This is a genomic window from Chitinivibrionales bacterium (assembly GCA_035516255.1).
In the GTDB taxonomy this organism is placed as follows: domain Bacteria; phylum Fibrobacterota; class Chitinivibrionia; order Chitinivibrionales; family FEN-1185; genus FEN-1185.
Genome location: DATJAL010000051.1, coordinates 86,437 through 106,714 on the forward strand (window position 1 = coordinate 86,437; position 20,278 = coordinate 106,714).

17 protein-coding genes are annotated in these 20,278 nt (G+C 58.3%); 10 read left to right on the forward strand and 7 right to left on the reverse strand.

Features of this window, described 5'->3' with window-relative positions:
• Positions 1–5: 5 nt before the first annotated feature.
• The 5 genes from VLX68_15030 (at position 6) to VLX68_15050 (ending at position 3,545) form a co-directional block, all read left to right on the forward strand.
• Positions 6–1,172, forward strand: a complete 1,167-nt coding sequence (locus tag VLX68_15030) for a hypothetical protein (GenBank protein HUI93558.1) — start codon at positions 6–8, stop codon at positions 1,170–1,172.
• Positions 1,173–1,297: 125 nt separating this feature from the next.
• On the forward strand, positions 1,298–1,834 hold the full coding sequence (locus VLX68_15035; protein HUI93559.1) for a hypothetical protein: 537 nt from the start codon (positions 1,298–1,300) through the stop codon (positions 1,832–1,834).
• 136 nt (positions 1,835–1,970) lie between these two features.
• Positions 1,971–2,549: a Fe-Mn family superoxide dismutase gene (locus VLX68_15040; GenBank protein HUI93560.1), complete on the forward strand. Its 579-nt coding sequence runs from the start codon at positions 1,971–1,973 to the stop codon at positions 2,547–2,549.
• 44 nt (positions 2,550–2,593) lie between these two features.
• The gene (locus tag VLX68_15045; protein HUI93561.1) at positions 2,594–3,121 is read left to right on the forward strand and encodes a peroxiredoxin; all 528 of its coding nucleotides are present in this window, start codon (positions 2,594–2,596) and stop codon (positions 3,119–3,121) included.
• A gap of 13 nt (positions 3,122–3,134) precedes the next feature.
• Positions 3,135–3,545 carry a VOC family protein gene (locus VLX68_15050; GenBank protein ID HUI93562.1) on the forward strand — a complete coding sequence of 137 codons (411 nt, stop codon included), beginning with the start codon at positions 3,135–3,137 and terminating at the stop codon, positions 3,543–3,545.
• A gap of 3 nt (positions 3,546–3,548) precedes the next feature.
• Here VLX68_15050 and VLX68_15055 read toward each other — a convergent pair whose 3' ends face one another.
• From VLX68_15055 to VLX68_15080, 6 genes are all read right to left on the reverse strand, one after another.
• Positions 3,549–4,277 (reverse strand): PRC-barrel domain-containing protein, encoded by a 729-nt coding sequence (locus VLX68_15055; GenBank protein ID HUI93563.1) that lies wholly within the window; start codon positions 4,275–4,277, stop codon positions 3,549–3,551.
• 195 nt (positions 4,278–4,472) lie between these two features.
• Positions 4,473–7,541, reverse strand: a complete 3,069-nt coding sequence (locus VLX68_15060; GenBank protein HUI93564.1) for an efflux RND transporter permease subunit — start codon at positions 7,539–7,541, stop codon at positions 4,473–4,475.
• Positions 7,538–8,698, reverse strand: coding sequence for an efflux RND transporter periplasmic adaptor subunit (locus VLX68_15065; protein HUI93565.1), 1,161 nt, complete (start codon positions 8,696–8,698; stop codon positions 7,538–7,540). Before VLX68_15065 ends, VLX68_15060 begins: the two co-directional genes overlap by 4 nt.
• A 14-nt stretch (positions 8,699–8,712) precedes the next feature.
• Positions 8,713–10,233: a TolC family protein gene (locus VLX68_15070; protein ID HUI93566.1), complete on the reverse strand. Its 1,521-nt coding sequence runs from the start codon at positions 10,231–10,233 to the stop codon at positions 8,713–8,715.
• Between the two features lie 27 nt (positions 10,234–10,260).
• Positions 10,261–10,689, reverse strand: a complete 429-nt coding sequence (locus tag VLX68_15075) for a CBS domain-containing protein (protein ID HUI93567.1) — start codon at positions 10,687–10,689, stop codon at positions 10,261–10,263.
• Between the two features lie 463 nt (positions 10,690–11,152).
• On the reverse strand, positions 11,153–11,290 hold the full coding sequence (locus VLX68_15080) for a hypothetical protein (protein ID HUI93568.1): 138 nt from the start codon (positions 11,288–11,290) through the stop codon (positions 11,153–11,155).
• 312 nt (positions 11,291–11,602) lie between these two features.
• On the opposite strand from VLX68_15080, the gene VLX68_15085 reads away from it, so the two are divergent.
• Together VLX68_15085 and VLX68_15090 are read left to right on the forward strand one after the other, a co-directional pair.
• Complete coding sequence (locus VLX68_15085; GenBank protein HUI93569.1) at positions 11,603–12,484, forward strand: NmrA/HSCARG family protein; 882 nt, start codon at positions 11,603–11,605, stop codon at positions 12,482–12,484.
• 32 nt (positions 12,485–12,516) lie between these two features.
• Positions 12,517–13,344, forward strand: coding sequence for a DUF4912 domain-containing protein (locus VLX68_15090; GenBank protein HUI93570.1), 828 nt, complete (start codon positions 12,517–12,519; stop codon positions 13,342–13,344).
• A 249-nt stretch (positions 13,345–13,593) separates the two neighbouring features.
• On the opposite strand, the gene VLX68_15095 is transcribed toward VLX68_15090, so the two are convergent.
• A complete protein-coding gene (locus VLX68_15095; GenBank protein ID HUI93571.1) occupies positions 13,594–14,937 on the reverse strand; it encodes a glycosyltransferase family 4 protein in 1,344 nt (447 codons plus the stop codon).
• A 418-nt stretch (positions 14,938–15,355) separates the two neighbouring features.
• Between VLX68_15095 and VLX68_15100 the strand changes: the two genes are divergently transcribed.
• From VLX68_15100 to VLX68_15110, 3 genes are read left to right on the forward strand one after another with little or no spacing between them, the layout of a single operon-like run.
• The gene (locus VLX68_15100) at positions 15,356–17,026 is read left to right on the forward strand and encodes a DUF4912 domain-containing protein (GenBank protein ID HUI93572.1); all 1,671 of its coding nucleotides are present in this window, start codon (positions 15,356–15,358) and stop codon (positions 17,024–17,026) included.
• Positions 17,019–18,641, forward strand: coding sequence for a 1,4-alpha-glucan branching protein domain-containing protein (locus VLX68_15105; GenBank protein HUI93573.1), 1,623 nt, complete (start codon positions 17,019–17,021; stop codon positions 18,639–18,641). The genes VLX68_15100 and VLX68_15105 overlap by 8 nt, the downstream gene beginning before the upstream one ends.
• Complete coding sequence (locus VLX68_15110; protein ID HUI93574.1) at positions 18,638–20,089, forward strand: hypothetical protein; 1,452 nt, start codon at positions 18,638–18,640, stop codon at positions 20,087–20,089. The genes VLX68_15105 and VLX68_15110 overlap by 4 nt, the downstream gene beginning before the upstream one ends.
• Positions 20,090–20,278 lie beyond the last annotated feature (189 nt).

The following is a 20,278-nucleotide window of genomic DNA, read 5'->3' on the forward strand; positions in this document are numbered from 1 at the left end:
CCCAAATGAAAATTTTCAGGCCGGGTGCATATGCCATCATCGTCATGGGTGCTCTACTTCTTTTCGCACAGGCTGGGAGGGCGGCGCTGTATTGGACAGAGGCGAATTTTGCCGTGCCGAGGCTCGTGCAGGCCGATACCTCCGGCGCCGTACTGTCGTCGCTGACGCTTCCCGCATCGTCGATGCCCCAGGCAATTGCCGTCGACCGCACGACGAAAAAGGTGTTCTGGACGGAATTGTCATTTGTCAACGCACATGTGAGGGCGGCCGGCGGCGGCCTCACGGATTCTGGGGCGGTCGTTTCGCTGCAGTCCTGCCTTCGCGGCGTCGCGGCGGATTCCACCCACGGGAAGTTATACTGGACAAGCACGAATTTGCAGACGGGATCCTCCCTGTTCCGCGCCAACCTCGACGGCTCCGCGGCCGAAGTGCTTATTTCGTTCGGCTCGGGGACCGTTCACGCGCCGTACGGCATCGCAATTGACGAAAAGACACAAACAATGTACTGGGCGGACTTCGACGCCGGTGAAATTGACCGTGCGCAAACAGTTCCTTCCGCAGCGCCCCAGGCCGTTGCCGCCGGCCTAGCGGGGCCGGCGGGGATCGCGCTGGATCCGGACAGCGGCTCCCTGTTCTGGACAGAGGCAAACGCGGGGACCATTTCACGCGCGAACCCCGACGGCTCGGGCAAAGCGATCATCATTTCGAAACTGGCAATACCGCTCTATCTTTGTTTCGACCGCGTCTCAAGAAGGTTGTTCTGGACCGAATTCGGCGGCTCACAGGTGCGTTCGGCGCAAAGTGACGGTTCGGATACAATGACGCTGGCGACAACACCGTCGCCGCCGGTCGGGATCGCGGTCTTCAGAGAACCGGCCGTCAAGGCCAGGGCATCAACGCCGGCGCGCCCCGCGTCATTCGGCATGACGGCCGCCGTGGCGGGAGGCGGCAGAATCCTTCGCATCAACTATCAACTGCCGCACGCCTGCAGCGCGGGCATAGCCGTGTATGATCTCCGCTCCCGGCGCATCGCAACGGCGTCGCCCTCGTGGCACGAGGCGGGAACATACGAGCGCAATATTGACATACGCAACTTTGCGCCGGGCACCTATTGCCTGCGTTTCATTGCCGGCACCTTCGTTGCGACGAAAACGGAAACAATAATGCGATGATCTATTGTGCTGTGCCGGCGGCGAATGTGGTAAAAAGCGGATTGCGAATGTTACAATGGTATAGTCTTAGGAAATACGACGGGTCAAATTAATTCAGACGTCTTATTTCGAAAGGAGTTTTAATAATGCGGAATCAGTGTTTATCTTTTTGCCTTGGCTGCATTATTCTTTTAAGCTTCGTTTCCTATGCTGAGAATATCAAGAAAGACACGACGGTAAATGGTTTAAAGATCGAATTGCTTGTCCTGCCTGCGGAGCCGTTTTTTACGAAGCAGCAGGTCAATGCAAAAAAAGTTAGCTCCGGCATGCTCATAATTGAAGGGTCTAAGCCTTTTAATCTGGAGAATCCGACAAAACCTAATCATCATCTTGTGATTCATGTTTATGATGCTAAAAGCGGAAAAGCATTGACCACGGCAAAGGTGAAAATGTCTTTTCAACAAATCGACGAAACCGGAAAACTTTTAGGCAAATCTACGGAAATCCCCATTATCAAGATGGAATCTATCGGAAGGGGACAAGAATCAACTCATTATGGCAATAATGTCACAATGCCAGACGGAACCTATAGGGTTCAAGTCCTCGTGAATGGTAATTCGCTTATGTTCGACATCGGCGCTAAAACGGGCCCAAAATCATCAATGGAGAATATGGAAATGTAACGATTTTCCCGGTTTGAAAAGAAGCACTCCTGGAACATATTGAAAAGCCGCCATCAAAAAAAGATGTGCGTTAAAATAGATGGTTTACAAACAGCACTTAACTGAGGGGAACCTGTTCACCAAAAAAGGAGGACCAATGGAACATAAACTTCCGCCGCTTCCCTTTGCCGAGGGCGCCCTTGCACCGTCCATTTCCAAGGAGACGATCCAGTTTCATTACGGAAAGCACCATGCCGCCTATGTCGGCAACCTCAACAAGCTAATCACGGGCACCGAATTCGAAAACAGCTCGCTGGAGGATATCGTCCAGCGAGCCACCGGAGGAATTTTCAACAACGCGGCGCAGGCCTGGAACCATGCGTTTTACTGGCAATGCCTTTCACCTTCCGGCGGAGGCGAGCCCCGCGGGGCCGCGGCAAACGCGCTCGTAAAACAATTCGGGTCGTTTGCCAAGTTCAAGGAGGAGTTCACCAAGAGCGCGGTGACCACCTTCGGCTCCGGCTGGGTCTGGCTTGTCAAGAACGACGACGGATCACTCGCCATAGAAAGCATGGGCAACGCGGGAACGCCGCTCAAGGACAAGAGAAAGGCCCTTCTCACGTGCGACGTGTGGGAACACGCTTATTATATCGATTACCGGAACAACCGCGCGGGGTATGTAGAAGGGTTCTGGAAGCTTGTCAATTGGAAATTCGTCGAGAATAATCTGAAATGACACGCGGCCGCGTAAAAAATGCGGCGGGTGCCAAAGGAGGAACAATGAAACGGCTCAACAACGTCATGAAAATCGTGATGCTCGGCTGCGCCGTTGCGCTCGTGTATGCGGGCAGCAAGCCGCAGGGAGGAGGAACCATGCTTTCGACAGGGACGCAGGCGCCTGATTTTTCGCTTGTATCGGACAAAGGTGATACGGTAAAGTTCAGCGACTACAAGGGGAAAAAATATGTTGTTCTCGTGTTTTATCCGGGAGACCAGACACCGGGCTGCACGCACCAGCTCTGCGCCATCAGGGACGATTTTTCCAAATTTCAGGAAAAGGACGCGGTGGTGTTCGGGGTGAATCCGGCTGACATGGAATCACATAAGAAATTCGTTGAGAAGCAGCACTACCAGTTCCCGCTGCTCGTCGACCCCGGCATGAAGGTGGCCGCCTTGTACGGCACGAAGGGTTTTATGATTCAGCGGACCGTATTCGTCATTGACAAAGAAGGAAAAATTATCTTTGCCAAGCGCGGCATGCCGTCCGACAGCGAAATACTGGCCTCGATTCCTGCAAAGAAAGAATAATTTCTTGGCCGCCGTGCAGGTACGGTACATCGTCAACGACGTGGACGCGGCCATCGCGTTCTATTGCACGCACCTGGGGTTTGTCTTGCAGATGCATCCTGCGCCCGCCTTTGCAATGCTTTCGCGCAAAGAACTTCGGCTCGTGCTGAGCGCGCCGAATCCTTCAGCCCGAGGAGGACAGAACTTGCCGTCCGGAGATCAACAGATGCCGGGTGGATGGAACAGGTTTGCAATCGAGGTAAGAGACATAGAACAAACCGTCGATGCTTTACGCCGCGCCGGTATCCATTTCAGAAACGAAATAGTCCGCGGCATCGGCGCAAAACAAATCATTCTCGACGATCCCTCGGGAAATCCCGTGGAACTTTTCGAACCGCTCCTTGACGAGGCGCGACTAGTGGGTCCTCCTCCGCCGCTTCAGTAGAAATCAGTCTTTTTTAACGCCCTTTCCTTTGTCAAACGGATCCGGTTCCGGTCCCAGCGGATCGTATGCCGGCGAGTCATGCACCTGCATCTTCGGCAGGTCCGTCATTACCGCATGCGAGTCGTCGTTGATCGCGGTAATGCTCTTCACCGGCACAACGACATTCTTGTTGTTGAAAATGTTTCCCGTTTCCACCACCAGGAAATTGATGGTCCATGTGTCGTTGTCGATAATGAAGTCTTTCACGTGTCCGCTCGTGCCGTCTTTCGAGTTCACCTTGAACCCGGTCACCGCCTTTATCGAGTACAAGTCGGGATCGAGTTCCTTTCCGCCGCTGTTCCGTATCCTGAAGTCATAATCCGACAGGTCGATGTTGTGGCTTCCCATGAAACTTTCGCCCCATGAAAAAAACACGTCGCTCATGTAAGGGCCGCGCTTTGCCAGTTCATGCTGCCGTGAAACGGGCATGTCGCTGTCGATGCCCGGACTTTTTTCAACCTCGCCCTTGCTGATGACGAGCCTGAGCGAAGAGGTCAATTGGCCGGGTATTTCCACCGAATGCGGCGCAATGAGGACGTCGCGTTTGTTCGGCAGCCGGTCTGCATGCACGTCCAAATACTTGATCTTCCATGTCCTGTCGTCAAAGAAAAAGTCCTTCACCTTCCCCACAGGCCCATCCACCGCGGCGACTTCATATCCATTCATTTCATTAAGACTGAGTGGCGCTTTCATAATGACCTCCTTTTTTCAAACAGGGAACCCGCACTCAACTTGCAGGCCCCTTCTTTTTCCCCTTCTTTTATTACGGGCACTCACCCCGTAAAATGAAAAGTGGTTTGAGTATTACATTTTTTATCAGGGGCGATTGTCCGATGATGATTGAAATGACGCCATTATTGTGCCGGTGTTTTGGAGTGAAGAAAATATTCAGTGTTTCTTAAAGGAACGGCCGATTACGGTTTGCAGTTTGTCCATGTACAGATAAAATACCGGCGTGACAAACAGCGTCAGGAATTGCGAAAACAGAAGACCGCCCACAACGGCGAGACCCAGCGGACGTCGGGATTCGGACCCGGCGCCCAGGCCGATGGCGATGGGCAATGTGCCGAGCAGCGCCGACATGGTGGTCATCATGATGGGCCTGAACCTGATGAGGCAGGCGTCGAAGATCGCCTCGCGCGGCGGCTTTCCGCCGCGCTGGGCATGGAGCGCAAAGTCAATCATCATGATGCCGTTTTTCTTGACAAGTCCCACCAGCATGATAATGCCGACGAACGCATAGATGCTCAGGTCCACGCCGAACAGAAACAACGCGACCAGCGCGCCGAACCCCGCAAACGGAAGTGCCGAAAGAATGGTCACCGGATGAATGAAGCTCTCGTATAAAATGCCGAGCACGAGGTAAATGACCAGTATCGCCATGATGAGAAGGAGCCCGAGCCCGCCCAGCGACGATTGGAACGCCTGCGCGGTCCCCTGGAAGCTCGCGGTGATGCCAATTGGCAGCGTGCTGCGGCCGAGCCGCTCGACCATGTTCACCGCGGTACCGAGCGCGGTTCCGGGTGCAAGATTAAAAGATATCGTCACCGACGGCAGCTGGCCCAAGTGGTTCACCGTGGCGGGCCCGATGCCCTGGGTGAGCCGCGCAACCGCGCTGAGCGGCACCAGGCTGCCGCTTGACGAATGGATATACAACGAGGTGAGATCGACGGGCTGGCGCTGGTACCTGGGCAAAAGCTCCATGATCACCCAATATTCGTTGGTCGGCGTGTAGATGGTGGAAATCTGTCCCGAGGCATAGGCGCTCGCGAGTGCGGATTCGATCTGCCCTGCCGAGACGCCCAAGACCGCGGCCTGGTCGCGGTCTATTTCCACGTTCACCTGGGGATTCTTGATGAGCAGGTCGCTGGTGACGTCCTGCAGCTGCGGGAGCCGCTGCAGCCGCTGCGCAAGGTCCTGGCCGGCCGCGTACAACTGGCGGGTGTCGGTTCCCTGCAGCGTATATTGAAACTGGCTTTGCGCGATGGTCGCCCCGAACGCGATGGGCGGCGGATTTTGCAGAAACACCCTGAGGCCCGGGATCTGCGCGAGCTTGGGCCGGAGTTCCTGGACGATCTGGTCCGCGTTCAAGGCCCGGTTTTCGCGGGGTTTGAGGCGGATGAACAAGACCCCCTGGTTTGAAGAAAGAAAACCGCCGATGTTCGACATAAATGCATCAATGCCCGGATCGTGCTCGACAATCGACATCGCCGCAAGCTGGTGGGCCGTCATCGCGTCAAACGAAATTCCCTCCTGCGCCTGGGTGATGCCCACGAGTCGGTTGTCGTCTTCGCTCGGGAAAAACCCTTTGGGGACCACGGCAAAGAGAACGACGGTGAGAACAAGGGTCGCGATGGAGAGCGCGAGGATGATTCCTTTTCTGTCAAGAGACCAACGGAGACCGGCCGCGTAGGCGTTTCGCATTGCGAGAAACGCCCGCTCGCTGGCGAGATAGAGCCTGCCGTGCCGCACCTCGGACGGCGGACGCAAAAAGCGGCTGGCGAGCATGGGCGTAAGGGTGAGGGAGACGAAACCCGAGATGAGGATGGCCGTGCTGATGGTCACCGCGAACTCGTTGAACAGCCTTCCCACGATGCCGCCCATAAACAGCACGGGGATGAACACGGCGACCAGCGAAAGCGTCATTGACAGAATGGTAAACCCGATTTCCTTGGATCCGCTCAGCGCCGCGTCGAGCGGACGTTCGCCCAGCTCCATGTGCCTCGTGATGTTCTCCAGCATCACGATCGCGTCGTCGACCACGAACCCGATGCAGAGGGTGAGCGCCATGAGCGACAGGTTGTCGAGCGTAAAATGGAAGCGGTTCATGAGCGCGAACACGCCAACGAGCGACAGCGGAAGGGCGAGGGAGGGGATCACCGTGGCCGACGGGTTGCGCAGAAAGGCGAAGATGACGAGCACCACGAGCAAGAAGGCGATGAGGAGCGTGCGCTCCACGTCGCGGACCGACGCCCTGATGGTTTCCGATCTGTCAAAGAGCAGCTGCAGGTCCACCGAGGCCGGCAGCTTGGTGCGGAACTTGGGGAGCAGCGCCTTCACGGCATCGGCCACGGCAACGGTGTTGGTTCCGGGCTGGCGCTGCACCGCCAGGATGAGCCCGCGCTTGTTGACGAACCAGGCCGCGGTCTGGTCGTTCTGCACGCCGTCGATGACGTCGCCAAGCTCGCCGAGCCGAACGGGCCGTCCGTTGCGGTAGGCCACGACGATCGATTTGTAGGCCGGGGCGCGCGTGAGCTGGCCGGACGCATACACCGTGAACGCCATCGATTTGCCGTTGAGCTGACCCGTGGGCAGATTGGGGTTGGCCGCGACCACGGCGTTCTGCACGTCGTCGATGCCGATGCCCCGGCTCGCCATGGCCTCGGGGTCGAGCTTGATGCGCACGGCGCGCTTCTGCGACCCGTACACCTGCACCTGGGCCACGCCGTTGACCATGGAGATCTCCTGGGCAAGCATGGTCTCGCCGTATTCGTCGAGCTCATACAGCGGCATGGTGGGCGACCGCAGCGCGATGTAGAGGATGGGCTGGTCGGCCGGGTTTACTTTCCGGAACGTGGGCGGCGTGGGCATGCCGGGCGGCAGCAGCCGCTGCGCCGCGGTGATGGCCACCTGCACGTCCTGCGCCGCCGCGTCGATGTTGCGGTCGAGATCGAACAAAATCGCTATTTGGGTGGTGCCCTCCCTGCTGGTGGAGCTCATCGACGTGATCCCGGCAATGGTGGAGAACTGCTGCTCGAGCGGCGTGGCCACGGCCGACGCCATGGTTTCGGGCGAGGCGCCGGGCAGCGAGGCGAACACCACGATAACGGGAAAATCCACCTGCGGCAAATCGCTCACCGGCAGCGACCGGAACGCGACGATGCCGAAAAAAAGTATGCCGAGCATCACGAGCGTGGTCATGATGGGACGGCGGATGAAAATTGCGGAGAAATTCATTTCTTCTGCACCTTCTGCGCGACGGGTTGCATGAGGCCGGTCTTTACCGTTACTTTTGAGCCCTGCTTGAGCATCATCACTCCATCGGTGACCACGCGTTCGCCCAGCGACACGCCCTTTTCAATAACGGTCATGTCGCTGTCGGCCACGCCGGCCGTGACCGGACGCACCTGCGCGGTGTCGCCGGCCATGATGACAAACACGAATTGTCCCTGTTGTCCCGTCTGGACGGCGGAGGAGGGGACGACCACCGCGTTCGCCCGGTTGCCCAGCACCAGGGAGACGTTGACGAACTGGCCCGGCCACAGCGCCCTGTTCTCATTTGGAAAGGTCGCCTTGAGCAGCACCGTTCCCGTGGCCTGGTCCACCGCGTTGTCGATGAAGGTCAGCGTCCCGGCGGGGACGGCCGTCGAATCGTTGGGCAGGGAGGCCCGCACCGCAAGCGGCGCGGCCCTGGCGTCCCGGCGCACTTCTTCGAGGTTCGCCTCGGGAACGGAAAACCGCACGTAAATCGGGGCAATCTGGTTGACGGTCACGAGCGGCGAGGCGCCGTTAGCCGTCACGAGATTGCCCTGCGTCACCAGCAGGTTTCCGGTGCGGCCGGAAATGGGGGAGACGATGGTGCAGTAGCCGAGGTTGAGCCGTGCGTTCTTGACGCTTGCGCGGTCCGCCTCCACCATCGCGCGCGACTCGGCCGCGGTCGAAACCGCCGCATCGTACTGTTCCTTGGTGACAAAGTCCTTTGCCACGAGGCCCTTGTAGCGCGCTTCTTCGCTCTCGGCGTTGACCATGGCCGCGCTGTCGCGCGAAAGCGAGGCGGCCGCCTGCCTGAGCGCCGCCTCGTACGGCCCCGGGTCTATTCTGAAAAGCACGTCGTTTTTCTTCACGTTCTGGCCTTCTTTGAACGCCACGTGCACGAGCTGTCCTCCCACGCGCGACGTTATCGCCACGCTGTTTATCGCCTCGACGCTCCCGATTTCACGGAGCACAAGCGGCATGGTGCGGGACTGGGCCGCGGCGGCCAGAACGGGGACGGGACCTGCCCTGAAGCCGGAAGGATCCTTTTTCATGCATGATGACAGTGCGACCGCCGCGATGGCGGCTGTGAAAACCGCTGCCTTCCCGGCATGGCGCGATGTCCGAAGGGAAATATTCATGGCTGACGTTCCTTTCATTCGCCGGTCGTTTGCACGCCGCGGCCCTTGACGGCCGCGACAGCCGTCAGCATGCCGGTGTCGTGGGCAAGCTGCGCCGCCGCCGTCCACCATCCCGCGCGCGCCTGCACCTGCTGCGCCCGCGCGCCTTCGAGCGCGGCCTGGGCGGTGAGAAGGTCGATGATGGTGCCGACGCCGGACCCGTAGCGGCCGGCGGCAACATCGTGGTTCTGCTGCGCGCTCGCCAGAAGATCGTCGCTGGTCCGCACCATCTGGCCGGAGCTTTCGAGGTTGTAGTAATCGGTCCACACCTGAAGGACCACGAGATCGCGGAAGTTCTTTTCGCCGGCGCGGGCGGCGTCGGCCTGCGCGCGGGCCGCGATGAGGTTGTGGAGACGCGAAAAGCCGAAGAACAGGGGAATGTCGAGGCTCACCGTCGCGTTGTAGGTCGTGGAGCCCTTGTCCTGCTGCGAAAAGTAAATACGTCCCACGTCCCCGCTGGCCGAAAACGACGGAAAGAGCTGGGTGAGCACGGTGTAGGCGTGCGCTTCGGCCTGCCGCGCCTGGGCGGCGGCGGCCGCGAGGTCGGGGCGCAGGCGCATCGCCGAGTCGAGAAATTCGCCGATGGATATTCTCGCACTGTCAAGCGGCGGGGCGCCCACCGGAACGTTGACGTCGAAACCGGTGTTTGCCGGAAGTCCCATGGCGGTGGCAAGGACCCCGCGCGTGGTCATGATCTGCGCGGCTAATGATTCGAACGAGAGCTTCGCCTGTGAAAGCGCGGTGCGCGCCTGGAGCACGTCGGCCGTGGTGCCCAGTCCCGCCTTGTCGCGTTCGTCGGCCGCTTTCAGGTTTGTCGCCGCTTCGTCGACCGAGGCCTGCTGGGCCGCATGCAGCGATTTGGCGGAGAAATAACCGTAATACGCCTGTTCCACTTGGAGGATGACGTTCTGGATCGCGGCGTCGTGGGTCCAATCGGCGGCAAACAGCGCATATTTGGTCTCATTGACCGATGAGATTCTCCCTCCCCAGTCCAAGATGAGCCAGGAGAACGAGGCATCGGCCAGCACGTTGCGCTCGGTGTAGGCGAGTTTTCCCCCGGCAACCGAATTCTGCTGCTGGTTGGCCGACAACGAGGCGTTGATTTGGGGGAAAAAGGCCCCTTGCTGGCTTCCATATAGCGCGGCTGCGGCGCGCGCCTGCGCCCATGCCTGGCGCGTCTGGCTGCTGTTGAGTAAAGCAATATTTACAATATCGGAAAGCGAAAGGCTGTCGAGGCGAGCGAGGTACTCCTTCGGTATTCCCGGCGGCCTTGCATTTTTTTCGGCCGCGCCCTCAAAGGCGCTTCGGCCCGCCGCAGCGCTCGGCGGCGGCGTCCACGGAATCTCGGGCCGGGACGAAACGCCCGGCCCGCCGAGGACCTTGAACGGTGCGTTCGCGCATCCGGTAATTACCATGACGCCGCACGCGAGCAGGCACGCGCCCGCCGCGGCAGCGCCGATTAAAAAACCGGTCCCGGATGATTGAATGTTTCGCACGTTTCCACTCCCGTTTTGGCGGCAGTGTCACCTGCGCGGTCCAATACGCTCCTTTACATTCTTAATCACCGCGGTGGCGAGTTTGCCGTTTCCGCGCAGCGCGATATCGTCGATCGTGATGATGCCGGATATCTGCTTATGGTCGTTTTTGACAAGCAGCCGCCTGATTTTATAATTCTCCATGACCTGCGCCGCATCGGCAAGATCGGCGTTCTCGTTTACCGTGACCGGTTCCTTGGTCATCACTTCACCGACGGTCAGGCCGGCGGGATCGAGCGACATTCCCACGACCCTGATCGTGATGTCGCGGTCGGTGATCATGCCGGTCGGCGTGTCTCCTTCGAACACGGCGAGAGAACCCACGTCGAGTTCCTTCATCCGCACCGCAGCCTGCCGTATGGTGTCCTTCGCCTGAATGCCCTCGATGCCTCGCGTCATGACGCTTTTTACCTTCATACAAACCCCTTTCTATAATTTTTAAATGGTGAAGTCATGCATAGTACCGCAAATTCTATGCCGCCGGAATTTGATCATCGCATCTCCGAGGAATCGCGTGCAGCAATTTTGCGAAAGTAAACAATGCGGACGTGAAGGTTGGTTCCGAGAAGAGAATTGCCAGTTTTCCAACGTGGCAGGAGGCCCATCTATTTCCCGATTTTGCAAAGAGGTTTTTCAAATCCGGAATGAATGGAATCACCCCGCGGCAAGCCGCAGCGACAAGGCAAGCGGCATAATAAATCCGTAGAGCGCGCCTGCCGTGCCGTACGGAATGACGTGACAACGCGCCCGCAATCGCATTAAGCTTTTTGGCAAACCGCCTTCGGCGGTACATAAAGGCGATACACGGCGCGATCCGGCGGCGGGCATTGCCGTTTGTTAATAAAAGGGGTGACGCCCCGCCTTCATTACCGGCGTTCCCTTAAAGGAAGATCCGGAATAGAAAGACAATGCCGCCGAGAATGAACACCGAATACAGCGTCTTGAACAACAAGGGAATGACGACATGGTGGGGAAAGGGGTGATTGCCGAGCCATCGTTTGACTTTACGGAATTTCATGTTCTTGCCCTCCCGGATAAAAATTCGAAATACGCCACGGTCAAACTCGTTTAACGGTTTCGCGTGTTTTTATGCACAAATGCCGGACCATCTTTTTGGGATTCCACCTTCGCGGATCTTTCCGGTTTTTCATTTTTAAGAAAATTTTCGCAAAATAAACTTTATCAGCGCATTTTTTTAAAATTCAAGGAGTGGTTCGTGGCATTAAAGTTGCGGTAATTTGTGAAGGAATATGTTGTCAGGCCGTGGTGTGCGATTTGACAAGCTAAAAATCCGTTTGCGAATTAATAAAAACAACCCCGAAGGATATTCATGGACCACAAGGGCAAAACGATTCTGGTTGCCGGCGCCACCGGAAAACAGGGCGGCGCCGTTGCGCGAAGGCTGCTTTCAAAGGGATGGCAGGTGCGTGCGCTTGTAAGGAATCCTGATGCTGACGCGGCGCAGTCCCTGGGAAAGGCGGGCGCAGAAATCATCAAGGGCGATCTGAACGACGTTTCCTCGCTCGAACGCGCAGTGGCCGGCGTGTACGGCGCGTTCAGCGTCCAGACATTCAGGGAAGGGGTGGAACGCGAAACCGAACAGGGGAAAAATCTTGCCAGCGCGGCAAGCCGCGCCGAGGTTGTCCATTTTGTCTACAGCAGCGTTGGCAGCGCCAACCGCAACACCGGAATTCCGCATTTCGAAAGCAAGTGGAAGGTGGAGCAGCACATCGTGAGCCTTGGATTGACCGCGACCATCTTCAGGCCTGTCTCCTTTATGGAAAACTTTATCATGCCGCAATCGCGAGAGAGTATCCTCGCCGGCACCCTGGCCATGGGGCTGGACCCCGGCAAACCGCTCCAGATGATCGCAGTGTCGGACATCGCCGAATTCGTGTCGCTCGCGTTCGAGTCGCCCAGCGACTATGCCGGGAAGGCCGTTGATCTGGCCGGGGACGAACTGACCGGGCCCGAGATCGCGAGGCGCTTTGGCGAAGCATTGGGGATCGGAGTCGCGTATGTCCAGATGCCGCTCGAACGGCTCCGAGGCGTCAGCGAAGATCTCGCAATCATGACAGAATGGTTCAATAAAACGGGGTACAGAGCGGACATTCCCAGCCTGCGAAAAATCCATCCGGGGCTTAAGACGCTCGCGGCCTGGATCACCGCAACCGGGTGGAACAAGCCCGTAGCGGCGGCAGCGCACGCGTGATCGCGATCAATGATTTTAAGAAGGATAGGGCGATGGCCGATAAAAAGAAAACCGGCAGACGAAAGGCTCATTCCGTGGTGCCGGTTAAAAAAAATCTCAAAATAGATCCCGGTGCATCAAAGGCCGGAAAGCGTGGAGGCAAGGTGCTGCCAGGGAAACCCGAAGTACCGGCGGAAAGCACTCCGGCCAAGAAAGAGGGCTCTCCTTTTTTGGCGGGAGCGTCTGAAGATGTTGACACCGGCGGCCAAGCATTAAAAGAAATCTTTTCGGCCTCCGGGACCCACGGGGGACCGAAATATTTTTTTACAACGGAGATTCCGAACGAATACAACGAGACCTATATGCGGGTCATTCCGAGGGATCCGGAATGGCTGTTTTTATACTGGGAGATCAGCAGCCCCACCCTGGAAAAGGTGAAGAAGCGAATGGGTGTTGCGTTTGAATCCTCAAAAAAAATCCTGCGTCTTTATTTCGCGCACGCCGATCAGTACGTCGACAGGGAGATCGATGCGTTCGCGAACAACTGGTACGTGCGGGTGCCCGAACCGGGAATGACCTACTATGCTGAATGCGGATTCCTCACCGCGGACGGAAGATATTTTGCCGCGGTGCGGTCGAACGTTGCGGTTGCCCCTCGTTACGGAATGAGTCCCGACACTGACCAGGATTGGGTATCGGCGACCACCGGCGAATTGATCCGGCTTTCGACCGGACGGCGGCTGACCTTCCTGGGCGCGAGCGAAAAAAGGTTTGGAGAGGAAGAAGAAAAAGAAAACGCCGTTGAAATGGGGGAATTTTTCAGCCCTGCTGCCGGGTCGGGATCGGGGTTGTTTGGTATGTCGGGGGACGGGAGGAAATAAAAGTTCTCTCGCAAAGGCCGCCACGGTCGCCAAGGACATAGGTACTTTCACCCCGGTCCAGATTGAGAAATATACAAATGCGACAGGCGGTCATGTGCCGCGCAAAAGGCAGGACCGGAGGCCGCGGCAGACCGAGGGCGTGCCCCGGACCAGAAGGGCGGCCGGCCCTGCCTCGCATGAGGTGCGAGGCGGGGATACGCCCGTATTTTCATTCTTTACAAATAGAAACAAACAAAAGGCAGACCCTTTCTACGCCGCCACCGTCTCCGCCGTTTCCTTGTATTCAACAAGCTCAATGCTCGTTTCCTCAACGGCCGTTTTTCCCATTTCCATAATTTCTTCTATGTCGGTCTCTTTCGGCCCCGTCTCGGCGGTTTTCTCTTCCTGCCGGCCGGCCGGAGCCTGCTCGAAAATCTGAGGCCGGGGGACCAATTGGTAATAAACATCGAGCGTTTTTTCTGAAATGGTGTCCCAGGAAAAACATTTTTCCGCGGCGAAGCGGCCGTTCTGGCCCATCCAGCGGGCATGCTCGAAATTGGAAAAGAGCGTGCCGAGGCCCCACGAAATGGAATCAACGGTCGCATTGACTTTGTAACCGGTCACGTTGTGCCAGAGCAGCTCCGACGGCCCGCCGTTGTCGGTGGCGACAACGGGTTTCCCCGCGGCCCACGCCTCGAGGATCACGATGCCGAAAGGCTCGTTGCGGCTGGGCACGCACACGCAGTCGCACGCCTTGTAGAGGTCGATCAGTTGCCATCTGTCAAGATATCCGAAGAAGCGGGTTGCGTGGTACACGCCGAGCTGCCATGCCCGCGCTTCCACGCTGCCGTGCAGGTTGCCGTCTCCGGCGGCGAACACGAATTTCGCCCGCGGATAAAATTTGAGGATGTTCGGGATCGACTCCACGAGCAGGTCGGGGCCTTTCTGCGAAGTCATCCTTCCGACGAACAGGACAACGGGGTCGAGCGGCGCGATCCCGTATCTCGCCTTTACCGCGGCGGGATTGATCCATCCGTTAAAGTGCCAGTACGAAATGCCGTTGTGCACCGCGCTTACTTTCCAATCGGGGATTGAGTATATCCACTTGACCTCGTTCTTGAGGGCGTTTGACACGGCGATGACACGGTCGGCCTCGAACGCGCCGAACCATTCGATGTCGCGGATGGTTTTCGAAATTCCCTTGTGGAAAACGTTCCCGCTCCGTCCGAACTCCGTTGAATGGACGGTGAAAACGGTCTTTCGCCCCCGTCCCCACTTGATCCACGCGAGCGCATGAGCGGTGAGCCAGTCGTGCGCGTGAACGATGTCGAACGCGCCCGCAAAATCCTCGGCGGCGTACACCGCAGACACGATCGAACGGCACATGTTTTTGTTTTCCTCGACCGGGTCGGAATGGGACGAATAAGGACACCGATGGTAATGGACGCCATCGATGCATTCGTAAAGGGGGTGGTTGGGACGGCCGAGTCTGGTGAATACATGCACCTCGTGGCCTTTGCGTTCGAGCGCGCATGCCAGTTCGGTAACGTGGTATGCCACGCCGCCCATCATTATTGAATGGAGCGATTCCCACGAAAGAAATGCTATCCGCATGGTTGTTTACTCCTTTTGTTAAGGTGGATATGCCGATATCCCCTTCATCCGGGACATTTGCGGAGACACCGTGAACCAAAATTTCTTTCGGCGCGAGAAATTCTCAAAACTTTTTTTATTTTGCAAAACATATGCCAGAAAAAAACATGGTTCGGAAAAAGAATTGGGGTTAACAAAGTGCAAAAGCTGAAAACATTTTTCATTGATGCGAAATTCCTTTTGCAAAAACGGGAGCACCGCGCGTCCAGCGGCGGCCCCAAGGCTCCGGGAAAATGGGAGACGCCGCCGGCATATCCGTTTTTTTGAACGATCAAAGCAACGGCCAAAGCGCCCCCGCGCTTGGCATTTCATTTGCGATTTTAGAACCCGTTTTCGCAAAATGCTGCACGCTTTCCATGGTAATGAGAAAAGAGGGGGGATGCCCCAGAATATTGCTTGTCAAGAATTACGCGACGTGTGCTGGTCGCTGGGCACCGCCTTTCCGGCGCCGTTCACCGCTGAGCGCATCGGCGCGGTAATGGTCCGGCCCAGATTTTATTTTTTACACTGGCATATCCCGCAGGAATCCATTGACCGCCTGCGCGCCGCCCAGGGAGATGCCTTCGGGGGCAGCCGGCTGGTCATACGGATCTACGACGTGACCGATATCATTTTCAATGGTTTCAACGCGCACCGTTGGTTCGACATCACCGTCAACAGCCCCACCGGATCGTACTACGCCGTCATCGACTGGCCGGGACGCAACATGCTGCTCGAAGCCGGGTTCCGCCTTGTCAATAATACCTTTTGCCCGTGCGTCAGGTCGCCGGTCATCTATGTGGAACGGCACAACGCGGCGGGCGCGTTTTGCACCGACGCCCTGTTTGTGGGCCCCGCCTACAGCAGGGTGTTCAAGGTGTCCGACATTTTTTCGCTGCCCCTGTTCGAGGAGATGGGCAGCAGCATCAGCGAAGCCCCCGATCCGTCCGTCGCCGTTGTGGTGCTGCGGCTGCCGCATTATCAGGTGGGCCGCGACCCGCTCGCGTTGTCGGCGATGCGCGTCTCGTCGCGGTGCAGGGTCATGAAGAGCAGGATGCAGTTGTTTTCCCCCCAAATCGTCACTGACGGCAACGCGGCCGAGCTGATACGCGGAGCGGGCGAGCTCGCACCGCTGGTGGTCGACCGCATTCGATGCAAACATGCTCGCGCTCCATTCAGCCTCATCCACTGTCACGAATGGTACTCATCGATCATCGCCTGCGAGGCGGCGTGCAGGCTGGGGGTACCGCTGGTGCTCACCCTGCATTCGACCGAGCGGCAGCGGAGCGGTTCCCCGGAGCTCTCGCAGAATTCGCTGCTCGTCGTTGAAAAAGAAAAAGAAGCGATTGCCAATGCGGAATACGTCGTCGTCCCGTCGGAGGACGCCTTCGAAAGCGTCGTGCGCGATTACGGGACACCATCTTCAAAGGTGGTGATCATCCCCGATGTGCTATTCCAAAAGGGCGAGGCGGCCCGGTCGTCGGAAGACATCAAACGCGGATTGGGCCTCAACCAGCATGCGCCATTGGTGCTTTTTGCCGGCGAAGTTTCTTACGCCGCGGGCGCAGACCTTCTCCTCGATGCCGCCGGCGGACTGATCGCCGAGCGCGGCGCGGTCAATTTCGTATTCGTGGGAGAAGGCCCGCTCAAGCGCGACCTTGAGAACCGCGCACGGGCACGGGGAAACGGCGAGCTATGCCGTTTTTTCGGCCACGCTTCATCCGACGTATTCAACATGCTGCTGCAGGCGTGCAGCTTTGTGGCGCAGCCGGCGCGTGCTCGGCAGGACGAGTCGGTGGCGCGCCTGGCGCTTGCCGGCGGCAAGCCCGTGCTCACCACCCACCAGGCCGGAATTTCCTGCGTATCGCACGGCCATAACGGACTTGTCGCATACGACAATCCCGGCTCAATAGCATGGGGCCTCAAAGAGATGTTCAACAGGCCGTTGTTCATGTTTCCCGGACGCCGCGGCGCCGCGCCGGGGCAGCAGACGTTCGATTCGGTCGCGGCGCGTTATTTCATGCTGTACTATAAAGTCCTTCACGAAGTCAAGGAACCCGCCCATGGCTAACGGATATCTCGCCCTTGTCCTCCACGCCCATTTACCCTACGTGCGGCACCCCGAATACGAATCATTTCTCGAGGAGCGGTGGTTCCTCGAAGCCATGACCGAGACGTACATCAGTACCATGCGGATGCTCGAGCGGCTGGTCGCCGACGGTGTGCCCTGCAAGATCACCTATTCCGTTTCTCCCACGCTTCTCTCCATGATGGAAGACCCGCTGCTCCAGGAACGCTATCTCCGCCACATCACGAAGCTGTGCGAGCTTGCCGAACGGGAAATCGAGCGCAACGCCTTTGACGAGCGGTTCAAACGCCTCGCCGAAATGTACCGCTGGCTTTTCACCGAGGCGCGCGATTATTTCCTTTCGTGCGACTGCCGCCTGGCCGTGCGCCTCAAGGCGCTGCACGAGCGCGGGACGGTGGAGCTGATCACCACCTCGGCGACGCATGCGCTTCTTCCCGTGGCGGCCTCGCAACCGGCCATGGCCGAAGCACAGGTCGCGACCGGCCTGTCGTATTTCGAGGAGGTGTTCGGGTTCCGTCCGCGCGGCATATGGCTTCCCGAGTGCGCATATGCGCCGGGGCTCGACGACATCCTGCGGCGGGAAGGGGTGCGATATTTTCTTACCGAGTCACATGCCATTTCGTGGGCCAGCAACCGTCCGATGTTCGGGTTGTACGCGCCGCTCTACACCCCCAGCGGCGCTGCGGCGTTCGGACGGGATGAACAGAGCACCGAGCAGGTCTGGTCGTCGAAGAAAGGGTATCCGGGCGATCCATGGTACCGCGAGTTCTACCGCGACATCGGCTATGAACTTGACATGAGCTATATCGGCCCTTACATCGCCTCCGACCGGCGGGTGGACACCGGCATCAAATACCATCGCATCACCGGCCGCGACGCCGCCTGGAAGGAACCGTACGAGCCGTCGGTCGCGCGCCAGCGCGCCGCCGACCACGCGGGCGATTTTCTCGGCAGGCGCATCGATCAGGTACAGCGCCTCAGCAGCTCGATGAACATCGAGCCGGTGATCGTCACCTCGTTCGACGCGGAGCTGTTCGGCCACTGGTGGTTCGAAGGCCCGCAATGGCTCGATTTTTTGATACGAAAGACCGTTTATGACCAGAACACGGTGGCGCTCACCACGCCCGGCGAGTTTCTGGCGCGCCACCCCGTGCACCAGATCGGAGTTCCCTATACGTCAAGTTGGGGGTACGAGGGATATTTCGAGGCCTGGATCAACGGTAAGACCGACTGGATTTACCCCCATCTGTTCGAAAGCGGGCGGCGTCTGCACGACCTTGCGTCGCGGTTTTCGGTACAGCCCCCCGGCGACCTTGCTTCGCGCGCGCTCAAGCAGTGCTGCCGCGAGCTGCTCCTGGCGCAGAGCTCCGACTGGCCGTTCATCATTTCGAACGGCACCGCCGAGCAATACGCGGTGCGACGGGTAAAAGACCATCTGGCGCGGTTCCGCGCGCTCGCCGACGCCATCGACGGCGGCGCGATCAACGAACGCCAGCTGTCGGCGCTTGAATGCATAGACAATATTTTTCCTTCCATCGATTATCGGGTGTTCGCCGGCGGAAAAGCCAAGGCGGCGGTGAACGGAGAGAAACCATGAACGGCGACCCTGAAATCATCGACGGCATTCCCAACATCAGCGCCACGCCGGAGGAGGAGGCGGCGCTGCGCCCCGCGGGCGGCGAACCCTATGCCGCGCTCTCCAATATCAACATGAGCAGGGTGCAGGCGTGTTTCGGGCTTGCCCTCCACATGCACCAACCCACGATACCGGCGGCGCATGCCGACCTGCGGACGGCCGACCTGATATCAAACCTTCAACATATGATGGGACACCAGAACGCTGGCGACAACCACAACGCGCCGGTGTTCCTGTGGTGCTACAGCCGTATGTCGGATTTCATCCGCGAACTCGCGGGACAGGGTCATAACCCGCGCATCATGCTTGACTATTCGGGAAACTTGCTGTGGGGCCTGCGCCAGATGGGGCAGGGGCACGTCCTTGAAAACCTGCGCCTCATCGCTTCCGGCGAGAGCTACCGGCGCTACGTTGAGTGGCTCGGCACCATGTGGTCGCACGCGGTGGTGTCGTCCACGCCCGTGCCCGACATCAAACTGCACATCATGGCTTGGCGCCGCCACTTTGCCTCCATTTTCGGCTTCGAGGCGGCCCGCCGGGTAAAGGGTTTTTCGCCCCCCGAAATGCATCTGCCGATCCATCCCGACGTGTGTTACCAATATGTCAAGGCACTCAAAGAATGCGGATATGAGTGGCTCATGGTCCAGCAGCACACCATAGAGAATCTCGACGGCGGCGGCATCGTGAGGCCGCATTTTCCGCACCGTCTCGTGGCACGGAATTCGGTGGGAGAAGTCGAGGAGATAACCGTCCTTGTCAAGACGCAAGGCTCCGACACCAAGCTGGTGGCGCAGATGCAGCCGTATTATGAAGCCAAGACCCTCAGACCTCAGGACTACGCGGGCGCCGTGGTTCCCCCCTATGTGCTGCAGATCGGCGACGGCGAAAACGGCGGGGTCATGATGAACGAGTTCCCCTCCGCGTATAAAAAAGATTTTGGATCCATCGGCACCGAAGGTGTCGTCGCGATGAACGGCTCCGAATATCTGGAGATGATCCGGCGCATGGGGGCGAGGGACTCCTCGTTTGTCGCGGTGCAGCCGGTGTCCCAGCATCGCATCTGGGACGAAGTCGCCTGCAAACGCGGCCCCGGCGCTTGCGACGAGGCCATTGAAAGAATAACCGACCTCGATCCGTCGTTCAACCTCGATCGCGCTTCGTGGACCAACAACATCAGCTGGGTAAAGAATTACGAATCGGTGCTCGACCCCATGAACCGGCTCAGCAGCATGTTCCATTCGCGGTTCGACAACGATGCCGCCGCGCGGCAAGGATTCTCTTTTCGCAAGGCCCTCCTCTTCCTGCTCCTTTCTCAGACGAGTTGCTTCCGGTATTGGGGCCACGGCATCTGGACCGAATACGGCAAGGAGATCTGCAGGCGGGGAATAGAGTACATTTCGGGGCTTTGACAGATTTATCTTTATGCCTTTCGATAGGAAGTCTCTCCTGGTCCCCGGCTTCCTGCAAGGCCGCGCAGGAACGCGGTTCCGCCCCGCTTTTTGATTGATGATTTCGGACAAAGGATTGCGGAATTAAAGGTAAAAAGCGGATGCGTTTTCAATCAATCGCGATTTATGCCCGAGATCCTTAAGCGTTCC

Excerpts from the sequence above, each read along its gene's own strand:
- VLX68_15095 (HUI93571.1), bottom strand. The coding sequence starts at position 14,937 with ATGCGGATAGCATTTCTTTCGTGGGAATCGCTCCATTCAATAATGATG.
- VLX68_15030 (HUI93558.1), top strand. The coding sequence starts at position 6 with ATGAAAATTTTCAGGCCGGGTGCATATGCCATCATCGTCATGGGTGCT.
- VLX68_15085 (HUI93569.1), top strand. The coding sequence starts at position 11,603 with ATGGACCACAAGGGCAAAACGATTCTGGTTGCCGGCGCCACCGGAAAA.
- VLX68_15035 (HUI93559.1), top strand. The coding sequence starts at position 1,298 with ATGCGGAATCAGTGTTTATCTTTTTGCCTTGGCTGCATTATTCTTTTA.
- VLX68_15090 (HUI93570.1), top strand. The coding sequence starts at position 12,517 with ATGGCCGATAAAAAGAAAACCGGCAGACGAAAGGCTCATTCCGTGGTG.
- VLX68_15065 (HUI93565.1), bottom strand. The coding sequence starts at position 8,698 with ATGAATATTTCCCTTCGGACATCGCGCCATGCCGGGAAGGCAGCGGTT.
- VLX68_15110 (HUI93574.1), top strand. The coding sequence starts at position 18,638 with ATGAACGGCGACCCTGAAATCATCGACGGCATTCCCAACATCAGCGCC.
- VLX68_15060 (HUI93564.1), bottom strand. The coding sequence starts at position 7,541 with ATGAATTTCTCCGCAATTTTCATCCGCCGTCCCATCATGACCACGCTC.
- VLX68_15100 (HUI93572.1), top strand. The coding sequence starts at position 15,356 with ATGCCCCAGAATATTGCTTGTCAAGAATTACGCGACGTGTGCTGGTCG.
- VLX68_15045 (HUI93561.1), top strand. The coding sequence starts at position 2,594 with ATGAAACGGCTCAACAACGTCATGAAAATCGTGATGCTCGGCTGCGCC.
- VLX68_15105 (HUI93573.1), top strand. The coding sequence starts at position 17,019 with ATGGCTAACGGATATCTCGCCCTTGTCCTCCACGCCCATTTACCCTAC.
- VLX68_15055 (HUI93563.1), bottom strand. The coding sequence starts at position 4,277 with ATGAAAGCGCCACTCAGTCTTAATGAAATGAATGGATATGAAGTCGCC.
- VLX68_15075 (HUI93567.1), bottom strand. The coding sequence starts at position 10,689 with ATGAAGGTAAAAAGCGTCATGACGCGAGGCATCGAGGGCATTCAGGCG.
- VLX68_15080 (HUI93568.1), bottom strand. The coding sequence starts at position 11,290 with ATGAAATTCCGTAAAGTCAAACGATGGCTCGGCAATCACCCCTTTCCC.
- VLX68_15040 (HUI93560.1), top strand. The coding sequence starts at position 1,971 with ATGGAACATAAACTTCCGCCGCTTCCCTTTGCCGAGGGCGCCCTTGCA.